Origin of the sequence: Aeromonas sp. s4 (assembly GCF_040907855.1) — a bacterium.
GTDB classification, from domain to species: domain Bacteria; phylum Pseudomonadota; class Gammaproteobacteria; order Enterobacterales; family Aeromonadaceae; genus Aeromonas; species Aeromonas caviae.
The window spans coordinates 1-9321 of the sequence record NZ_JBFOCP010000014.1 but is presented as its reverse complement, the minus strand read 5'-3'; the positions used below and the strand labels follow the sequence as shown (position 1 = coordinate 9321).

Sequence of the window (9321 nt, the reverse complement as noted above, 5' to 3'; positions counted from 1 at the left end):
GCCCGGCGCCGCTTTTTTGTCCGCTCCCCGCCGTATCAGTGGTTTGCATAACCCCAGCGACTGGTCAACTCATGCTCGACACCCAGGTGGTCGAGGATGCGGGCGACCATGAAGTCCACCAGATCTTCGATGCTTTTGGGTTCATGGTAGAACCCTGGCGCCGCCGGCATGATGGTCACGCCAAGACGGGCAAGCTTGAGCATGTTCTCCAGATGGATCGCCGAGAAGGGGCTCTCCCGGGGCACCAGAATCAGCTGGCCCCGCTCCTTGATCACCACGTCCGCCGCGCGCTCCAGCAGGTTGTCCGAGGTGCCGTTGGCAATGGCCGAGACGGTGCCCATGGAGCAGGGGCAGACCACCATCTGTTTGGGGGCCGCCGAGCCGGAAGCCACAGGCGAGAACCACTCCTCCTTGCCGCAGGCGACGATCTGACCCTCTTTGGCACCATATTGGCGACAGAGGTACACCGACAGCTCCCTGGGGGAGCCCGGCCAATCCTGCTGCTGCTCGGTCTTGAGCACAACCCTGGCCGCCGAGGAGGCGAGCAGGAAGACCCGATAGTCCGCCTGCACCAGGCATTCCAGCAGGCGCAGGGCATAGGGAGCGCCGGAGGCGCCGGTCAGCGCCAGGGTGATGGCCTTGTTCATGATGCGCTCTGCAGCTCCTTGAGGCGGGCGATCAGCTTGTCGTGAATGCCGCCGAACCCGCCGTTGCTCATGATCAGAATATGATCCCCTGGGCGGCTCTCGGCCACCAGGGCGCCAATCAGGGCATCAAGGGCCTCGAATACCCGGGCAGGCCGGGTCATGTGGGCCGTCACCTCCCCCAGATCCCAGCCGATGTTGGGGGGCTGGAAGAAGAACACCTCGTCGGCACCGTCGAAGCAACCGGCCAGCTCCTCCTTGTGAACCCCCAGCTTCATGGTGTTGGAGCGAGGCTCCAGCACTGCCAGGATGCGGGCCTTGCCCACCTTGGCGCGCAGTCCACCCAGGGTGGTCTCGATGGCGGTGGGGTGATGGGCGAAGTCGTCATAGACGCTGATGCCGGCCACTTCCCCTTTCAGCTCCATGCGCCGCTTGGGGGACTTGAACTGGCAGAGGGCGTTGATCCCGTGCTCCACCATGACACCGGCATGGCGGGCAGCGGCGATGGCCATCAGACCGTTGTTAACGTTGTGCTCCCCGATGCACTCCCAGTGCACCTCCCCCTGTTTCACGCCATCCAGCCACACCTCGAAGGCGGAGCCGTCATCGGCCAGCTTCACTGCCTTCCACTTGGCGTCGTCCTGGCCCACCAGCTCCACCTCGCTCCAGCAGCCCATCTCGCGCACGGCGGTAAGGTTGTCATCGCCTTTGGGGAAGAGCACCCGGCCGTTGCTCGGCACGGTGCGCATCAGGTGGTGGAACTGGCGCTGGATGGCGGCGAGATCCGGGAAGATGTCGGCGTGGTCGAACTCCAGGTTGTTCATCACCAGGGTGCGCGGGTGATAGTGGACAAACTTGGATCGCTTGTCGAAGAAGGCGCAGTCATATTCGTCCGCTTCAATCACAAAGAAGGGAGCCGAGCCAAGACGGGCGGAAACCGGGAAGTTGCCCGGCACGCCGCCGATGAGGAAACCGGGTTCCAGCTTGGCATACTCCAGCACCCAGGCCAGCATGCTGGCGGTGGTGGTCTTGCCATGGGTGCCCGCGACGGCCAGCACCCAGCGATCTTTCAGCACGTGCTCCAGCAGCCACTGGGGGCCGGAGATATAGGGCAGATTGCGGTCCAGCACATATTCCACACAGGGGTTGCCACGGCTCATGGCATTGCCGATCACCACCAGATCCGGCGCCGGATCGAGCTGGGAGGGGTCGTAGCCTTCGGTCAATTCGATGCCCTGTTGCTCGAGCTGGGTGCTCATGGGGGGATAGACGTTGGCGTCGGAGCCAGTCACCCGATAGCCAAGCTGTTTTGCCAACACCGCCAGACCACCCATGAAGGTGCCGCAGATCCCGAGAATGTGAATGTGCATACCGCTGCCTTTTCCAGTAAAGGGAGTGCGCATTCTAGGGTCTGTTGACCCGGTGGCACAAGCCGCGCCCATGGGGAGCGAAGGCATCGGCGCCCGCAGACGACAGAAATCGGGCAAGCGCGGGTAAAAGCCACCCTCCAACACGCCACCCGGCCCTTGAAATATGGTCATTTGACGGGACATCGCTATAATGTCGGCCTGCAAACTTGACTCCAACACTCAAAGGAAACGTCATGAGCCTGAACCTGGTACCGGCCGGCAAGAGCCTGCCTGACGACATCTACGTCATCATCGAAATCCCGCAGAACGCCGACCCGATCAAATACGAAGTCGACAAGGACAGCGGCGCCATCTTCGTTGACCGTTTCATGTCCACCCCAATGTTCTACCCGTGCAACTACGGTTACGTGAACGCCACCCTGTCCCTGGACGGGGATCCGGTCGACGTGCTGGTTCCGACTCCCTACCCGCTGCTGGCCGGCTCCGTCATCCGCTGCCGCCCGGTCGGCGTGCTGAAGATGACCGACGAATCTGGCGAAGACGCCAAGATCGTGGCCGTTCCCCACTCCAAGCTGACCAAGCAGTACGATCACATCCAGGATGTGAACGATCTGCCCGAGCTGCTGAAAGCCCAGATCCAGCACTTCTTCGAGCGCTACAAAGAGCTGGAAGCGGGCAAGTGGGTCAAAGTGGAAGGTTGGGGCGACAAGGCCGCTGCCGAAGCCGAAATCAAGACCTCTGCCGAGCGTTACGCTGCAAAATAAGCGTATTCCTCGCAAAAAAGGCGCCTTATGGCGCCTTTTTTATTGGTCGTTGCGGGGACGCTCCGGGGGGATCCCCCTGGATATAGAGGTCGCGCCCGTTTTGCCGATAGGGGCGGTAATAGTCATCACCGCAGCGATATTCCTGACCGGCACCTCCCACCAGATCGCAGTTGACCGGCAGCACCTCCAGCCACTTGATGGCCTGCTGGAAGCGCAGCCACTCCTGCCATTCATGCTCCCGGGCCAGCTGATCCCGCAGGGCGAAGGTATCCGCGCTGGACAATCCCTGATTGACGATGACCTGCCCCGCCAGCGCCGGCGTGGCCACCAATATCAGCAGAAACCGTGAAACAAGCTTCATGATGATTTCCCCCATGACTTATTTCCTGAATTAAATTTAAAGTCAGATCAGATAATTACCAATATATCTGTCACCAGACCAATCCAAATGCCGGTCACTCACCTAGTTGTTTATTATCAACCCAGGCGGAGGCGCATCATGAAACTGGCACAAGGCTTTCTGTGCAGTCTGCTCTTCGGCACCATGGCGCAGGCCAACGAGATCAACCTGAGCTGGCAGTGGCAATCTGCGGATGGTCAGCAAAAGCACCTGCAATTGACGGCGGATGAGCGCACCTTTTCAGCCAGCCGTCACGAGATGACACAGCTCGACACCGCCCTCAACTTCCCGCTGGAAACACTCTACTCCTACATCAGTCCGCGCCTCTACAACAGCATCAACCAGATCAACCAGCACAGCCCGGAGACGGCTACCAAGTTCCGCAACCTGGAACAGGCCTTTACCCTGCACGACAGCAGCCTCGAATCCGCCCAGTTCTGGCAGGCCTACCGGCAATATCAGGAGGACGCCTTCTACGAGATGCGGGTCCAGCCCTGCGTTCACCCGGCCAACCAGAAGCTGCCCTGTGTGCGCCCCAACTACTCCCAGCTGTTCTATCAGTTCAAGGGAGACCTCAAACCCCTGGCACAGCAGTTTTCGGCCAAGGATCTCGCCACCAGCGTCACCCTGCTGCAGGAGTGGCTGAGCGGCATCCCCACCCCGCCCGAGCAAATGGACCACTTCGCTCCGCCCTTGCAGGCCCTGCAGGACAACAAGGCCGACAGCGACGAGAAGGCGCTGCTCATGGCCAGTCTGCTGGCGGAGCTGGCGCCCCAGTACAGTCTCAGCATCATCTATCCGAACATCAGCATCGGCAGCGTCTCGCCGGCCTGGCTCGCCATCACGGCCGACAGCGGCCTTGAGGGAGACACCCTGGTGATCGGCAATCAGCGCCACGTGCTGCTCACCGGTTCTCCCCTGCTGGCCCAGCAGATGACCATGGCCCAGATTCCCCTGATCAGCGAACCGCTCTACTAGCCTCTTCTGACCATCACTTGCTTTTGATGGATGACATGCCATCCTTGCCGCCATCATTGGGGGATGGCGCCCATGTTGACAAGATCACCGTCGCACCCTGCATTATTTAACACTTTTTAAACAGATCCGATCAGTTTAGGATGTTCAGGGTCCCATTCCCTCGACCCAAAAATCGTTATAACATCACAAAGGAGTGTCATCCGGATGAAACATCTCGTGCTTACTCTGGCGCTGCTGCCAACCCTGGTCATGGCCCACAACATCAAGGAATCAACCCAGGTGCCGCTGGTCAACATCAGCGACAAGGGGGAGCTGGTGCTCAAGGAGAAGGAGATCAGCTATCAGCCCTGGCAGAGCAAGGTCCTGACCGGCAAGGTCTTCCTGATCCAGCACATTGCAGGTCGCTCCAGCGCCAAGGAGCTCAATGCCCCCATGATCGAGGCGATCAAGGCGGCCAAGCTGCCCCACGACAAGTACCAGACCGTCACCATCATCAACAGCAATGACGCCATCTGGGGCACGTCCGGTTTCGTGAAGAGCAGTGCCGAGGACAGCAAGAAGGAGTTCCCCTGGTCCGCCATGGTGCTGGATGCCAAGGGGATGGCCCGCAACGCCTGGGCGCTCACGCCGGAAAGTTCGGCCATCATACTGCTGGATAAAGAGGGCAAGGTGCTGTTTGCCAAAGATGGCCAGCTCGATGCCGCCGAGATAACCAAGGTGATGGGGCTCATCCAGTCCCATCTCTGAATCAGAGAGAAGGGCGCTGATGGCGCCCTTTCCACAAGGGTCTATGGGTCGTTCCAAACTGACAATCTGGGTGTTGCTGCTGGGCTGGTTGTGGATGCAACCGGTGCTGGCACAGCACCCTCTTGAAGCTGCCCTGCCCGATCACGGTCATGCCTGCACCCTCTGCGTCCTGCATCTGGATGGCAAGCTGGCACTGACGCCGACCCCCGTACTCCCTCCCCTCTCCTTTGGCATCGACCGGTATATCGGCACTCCCCAACCGAGGGCGGCCACCGGCACCACGGGACATCGCCGTATCCGCGCCCCGCCGCCCCTTCATTGTTTCTTTTTTTGAACCAATCTTTTCTCTATTTATTCAAAAGGATTAACGATGAAAGCAGTCACCCTGTTGCTGGCCGCTGCCGCCTTCGGCGCCCAGGCCAATCACGACGAACACGAAAGCCACAGCCACGGTGCCCATGAGCACGGTCACGGCCACCTCAACCTGGTACTCGACGGCAACCAGCTGATGATCGAGTTGCAGGCCCCTGCCGCCGATCTGGTGGGCTTCGAGCATGCCGCCAACACCGATGAGGAGAAAGCGCAGTATGCCAAGGCGGTGGCCCGCCTCCAGCAGCCCGACTCCCTCTTCCGTTTCGACCCGGCCGCCGGCTGCAAGCTGACCCAGCAGGAGCTGCAGGCAGCCAAGGAAGATCATGACCATGAGCACGAGCACGAGCACGAGCACGAGCACGACAAGGCTGATGGCGCTCACGATGAACACCATCACGACGACGCGGGCCATGCGGACATGGGGGCCATGTACACCTACACCTGTGCTACCCCGGCCAAGCTCACCGGTCTCGAGGCCACCCTGTTCAGCCTCTACCCGAGCCTGGAGAAGCTGAGCGTGCAGGGCATACTGCCCACCGGCCAGACCGCCGCCGAACTGACTCCGTCCGCCAACAAACTGGGCTGGTAACACCATGAAACATGCCGTGGTTGAGATCCGTGATCTGGCCTTTGCCTGGCCGGGTCACGAAGCCGTCCTCGATCTGCCCGCCCTTCGCATCCACGAGGGTGAGCGCGTCTTCATCAAGGGCCCATCGGGTTGTGGCAAGTCCACCCTGCTCGGGTTGCTGGCCGGTATCCAGACCGCCAACCACGGCACCCTGGAGGTGCTGGGCCAGCCCCTGGCCCGGCTTTCCGGCCGCGCCCGTGACCAGTTCCGGGCGGCCAATCTGGGGTACATCTTCCAGCAGTTCAATCTGCTGCCGTTTCTCTCGGTGCAGGACAACGTCACCGCTGCCCTCACCTTTTCACCCGCCAAGCGGGCCCGCCTGACAGGGAGCCCCGAGCAGGAGGCGCGCCGCCTGCTGGCAGAACTGCAACTGCCGGATGAGGCGCTCCATCGCCCCGTCCACGCCCTCAGCATCGGCCAGCAGCAGCGGGTTGCCGCCGCCCGCGCCCTGATAGGCTCCCCTCCTCTGGTGATCGCCGACGAGCCCACCTCGGCCCTGGACACCGACAACCGGGCCGCCTTCATCCGGCTGCTGTTCGAGGAGTGTGACAAGCAGGGATCTACCCTGGTCTTCGTCAGTCACGATCCCTATCTGGAGCCCCTCTTCCCCCGGGTGGAGAACCTGCAACAGCTCAACCGGAGGGCGGCATGACCACACGCCATCATCTCGCAGCCCGTCCGGCCATCTCCACTTCACTGCGGAGGCTCTCATGCTGAAACTCGCCCTGCAAAGTCTCTGGGCCCGTCGCCTCACCGCCGGGCTCACCCTGCTGGCCGTCGCCATCAGCGTCACCCTGCTGCTCGGGGTGGAGCGGGTGCGCAGTCAGGCACGGGACAGCTTCGCCAACACCGTCTCGGGTACCGATCTCATCGTCGGCGCCCGCTCCGGCCAGGTGAACCTGCTGCTCTATTCGGTGTTTCGCATCGGCAACCCCACCAACAACGTGGGCTGGGACTCCTACCAGGCCATCAAGACAAAGCCAGGCGTCGCCTGGACCATCCCCCTCTCCCTCGGCGACTCCCACAAGGGGTTTCGCGTGCTCGGCACCAATGGGGACTACTTCACCCACCTGAAGTACGGCCAGCAGCAGGCGCTCGTCATGCGCGAAGGTCGCCCCTTCGAAACACCGTTTGAAGCGGTGCTGGGTGCCCAGGTGGCCGAAAAGCTCGGCTATCACCTGGATCAATCCATCGTCATCGCCCATGGCGCCGGCAACACCTCGTTCAGCCAGCATGACAACATGCCGTTCAAAGTGGTGGGGATCCTGGCCCCCACCGGCACCCCCATCGATCGCACCATTCATGTGCCGCTGGCGGGCATAGAGGCGATCCACCTGGGCTGGGACACCGGTCGTCACAGCAAGAACGTGACCCCGGAACAGGCGATGGCGCTGGATCTCACCCCCAAGACCATCACCGCCTTCATGGTGGGGCTGAGCAACCGGATCCTGGCGTTCCAGTTGCAGCGCAGCGTCAACACCTATACCAGAGAGCCCCTGATGGCCATCCTGCCGGGAGCCGCTCTGCAGGAGCTCTGGGGGCTGATGAGCGTGGCGGAGACCGCCCTGTCGGTGATCGCGGGCTTCGTGGTGGTGGCGGGCCTCATCGGCATGCTGACCACCCTGCTCGCCGGCCTCAACGAGCGGCGCCGCGAGCTCGCCATTCTGCGCTCGCTGGGGGCGGGCCCTGCCCACCTCTTCCTGCTGCTGGCGCTGGAGGCGATGGCACTCACCACGGTGGGCATCGCCCTCGGGGTGGCCGCGCTCTATCTCGGTCAGGGGCTTGCTAGCCCCTGGCTGCTCAGCCACTATGGCCTGCAAATGAGCCTGGGTCTGCCGAGCGCCTATGAGTGGCAACTGCTGGGCCTGGTCTGGCTGGCGGGCATGGTGATCGGGCTGCTGCCTGCCGCCCGCGCTTACCGCTACAGCCTGAGCGACGGCATGAGCATTCGCGTCTGACCCGACGCATCCGACCAAGAGAGAAGAACAGATGATGAAGTGGAAAATAGTGGCGCTGCTGGCCAGCCTGCTGGTGCTGCCTGCCATGGCTGCAGATTACAAGACCATCGACTGGGATATCCTCATCCCGGAGGGGGAAAAACTGCTGCCACCGCCCCAGGTCAGCCATGATGGCGACTTCTCCTCGGTGCCGCAGCCGGTGGGGGGCGTCAACAAGAAGCTGGACAATCAGGAGGTGCGGATCCCCGGGTTCGTGGTGCCCCTGGAAGGGGATGCCAAGACCATCACCGCCTTCCTGCTGGTCCCCTACTTCGGCGCCTGCATTCACGTACCGCCCCCGCCCACCAACCAGGTGATCTACGTGAGCTACCCCAAGGGGGCGCCGGTGGATGACCTCTGGGACGCCATCTGGGTCAAGGGCAAGATGCACACCGTGAGCTCCAGCCACGAGATGGCCACCGCCTCGTACTCCATGGATGCGGTCGAGGTCAGCGTCTACGAAGAGTGAGCACCTTATGGCCTCCCCCGGGAGGCCATTTTTTTATCCCGTGACGACCCCGGCAAAGGGATTGTTCATGGATCTGGTTGGAGTAACATTCACTACCAGACCTTGCCATCACGGAGCCAGCATGGCTGACCTGCCCCCCAAGAAAGAGAGTTCCATCCTGAGCAGCCAGGAGCAGACCCTGCGCCTGGCCCGCAGCCGCGGCATCGATGGCATGCTCACCCGCAACAGCGACAGCACCTTCGAGCAGCGCGCCACCTTTCGCCAGTTGGCGGAGCAGGCTACCCGCCAGCGCAATCTGGAATCCATCATGGTGATGGCCGCGCGCCACTGCGAAGAGACCGCCGCCGGCGGCGAGATAGACAGCGACTGGCTCACCCGCTTCCTGCAACTGGCCGAAGACATCAGCATGACCCCCATGCAGCAGTTGTGGGGCCGCATCTTCGCCCTGGAAGTGGCGACCCCGGGCCGCTTCTCCATCCGTGCCCTCAACACCCTCAAGGAGATGACCCAGCGCGAAGCCCAGTTGTTCCAACGCATCTGCGCCCTCTCCTGCCACTACGAGGGCAGCGACGAGCAGCGCCTGCTGCTGGGCATGCACAAGGGGGCCAGCCTGCTCAGTCGCGCCAAGGTCACCCGGATGGGGCTCGGCAAATACCGGGTGCCCTACAGCGCCCTGCTGCTGCTGTGCGATCTCGGGCTGCTGCACCGTGGCGAGCTCGAATCCGGCCCCCTGCCCGCCGACGGGGTCGAGCTGGCCTTTGGCAACCAGCGCTGGCGTCTGCGCCAACGCCAGAGCAACCTCACCCTGCTCTATTACCGGCTCACCCCCATCGGCAACGAGCTTGCCCTGCTGCTGGACGAGCCCCCCCTGGAGGAGTACCTGCAGGATCTGAAGACCCTGCTCTCCACCCATCTGCAGATAGAGACCCAGATGCCGGCTCCGGTCAGCGAG

The 9321-nt window shown here is 62.4% G+C and carries 12 protein-coding genes; 9 read left to right on the top strand and 3 right to left on the bottom strand.

Annotated elements, in window-relative coordinates; all coding sequences use genetic code 11:
• Window positions 1-35 precede the first annotated feature (35 nt).
• Both AB5Y89_RS02970 and mpl read right to left on the bottom strand, forming a co-directional pair.
• The gene (locus AB5Y89_RS02970; RefSeq protein WP_346199071.1) at window positions 36-647 is read right to left on the bottom strand and encodes a flavin prenyltransferase UbiX; all 612 of its coding nucleotides are present in this window, start codon (window positions 645-647) and stop codon (window positions 36-38) included.
• On the bottom strand, window positions 644-2014 hold the full coding sequence (gene mpl, locus AB5Y89_RS02965; protein WP_039040843.1) for a UDP-N-acetylmuramate:L-alanyl-gamma-D-glutamyl-meso-diaminopimelate ligase: 1371 nt from the start codon (window positions 2012-2014) through the stop codon (window positions 644-646). Before mpl ends, AB5Y89_RS02970 begins: the two co-directional genes overlap by 4 nt.
• A gap of 233 nt (window positions 2015-2247) precedes the next feature.
• On the opposite strand from mpl, the gene ppa reads away from it, so the two are divergent.
• Complete coding sequence (ppa, locus tag AB5Y89_RS02960) at window positions 2248-2778, top strand: inorganic diphosphatase (protein WP_005335667.1); 531 nt, start codon at window positions 2248-2250, stop codon at window positions 2776-2778.
• A 25-nt stretch (window positions 2779-2803) separates the two neighbouring features.
• Here the strand turns inward: ppa and AB5Y89_RS02955 are convergent, their stop codons facing one another.
• Window positions 2804-3154 (bottom strand): hypothetical protein, encoded by a 351-nt coding sequence (locus AB5Y89_RS02955; RefSeq protein WP_010675583.1) that lies wholly within the window; start codon window positions 3152-3154, stop codon window positions 2804-2806.
• 123 nt (window positions 3155-3277) lie between these two features.
• On the opposite strand from AB5Y89_RS02955, the gene AB5Y89_RS02950 reads away from it, so the two are divergent.
• From AB5Y89_RS02950 to AB5Y89_RS02915, 8 genes are all read left to right on the top strand, one after another.
• Window positions 3278-4156, top strand: coding sequence for a hypothetical protein (locus AB5Y89_RS02950; RefSeq protein WP_010675584.1), 879 nt, complete (start codon window positions 3278-3280; stop codon window positions 4154-4156).
• A 204-nt stretch (window positions 4157-4360) separates the two neighbouring features.
• A complete protein-coding gene (locus AB5Y89_RS02945) occupies window positions 4361-4903 on the top strand; it encodes a YtfJ family protein (protein ID WP_010675585.1) in 543 nt (180 codons plus the stop codon).
• A gap of 43 nt (window positions 4904-4946) precedes the next feature.
• Complete coding sequence (locus AB5Y89_RS02940; RefSeq protein ID WP_368222844.1) at window positions 4947-5237, top strand: hypothetical protein; 291 nt, start codon at window positions 4947-4949, stop codon at window positions 5235-5237.
• 36 nt (window positions 5238-5273) lie between these two features.
• Complete coding sequence (locus AB5Y89_RS02935) at window positions 5274-5864, top strand: DUF2796 domain-containing protein (protein WP_368222842.1); 591 nt, start codon at window positions 5274-5276, stop codon at window positions 5862-5864.
• Window positions 5865-5868: 4 nt separating this feature from the next.
• A complete protein-coding gene (locus AB5Y89_RS02930) occupies window positions 5869-6555 on the top strand; it encodes an ABC transporter ATP-binding protein (RefSeq protein WP_039040841.1) in 687 nt (228 codons plus the stop codon).
• A 58-nt stretch (window positions 6556-6613) separates the two neighbouring features.
• Window positions 6614-7861, top strand: coding sequence for an ABC transporter permease (locus tag AB5Y89_RS02925; protein ID WP_368222841.1), 1248 nt, complete (start codon window positions 6614-6616; stop codon window positions 7859-7861).
• Window positions 7862-7892: 31 nt separating this feature from the next.
• Complete coding sequence (locus AB5Y89_RS02920) at window positions 7893-8369, top strand: DUF3299 domain-containing protein (protein ID WP_010675589.1); 477 nt, start codon at window positions 7893-7895, stop codon at window positions 8367-8369.
• 121 nt (window positions 8370-8490) lie between these two features.
• Window positions 8491-9321 (top strand): TIGR03899 family protein (locus AB5Y89_RS02915; RefSeq protein WP_368222839.1); only part of this gene is annotated, 831 nt, incomplete at its 3' end.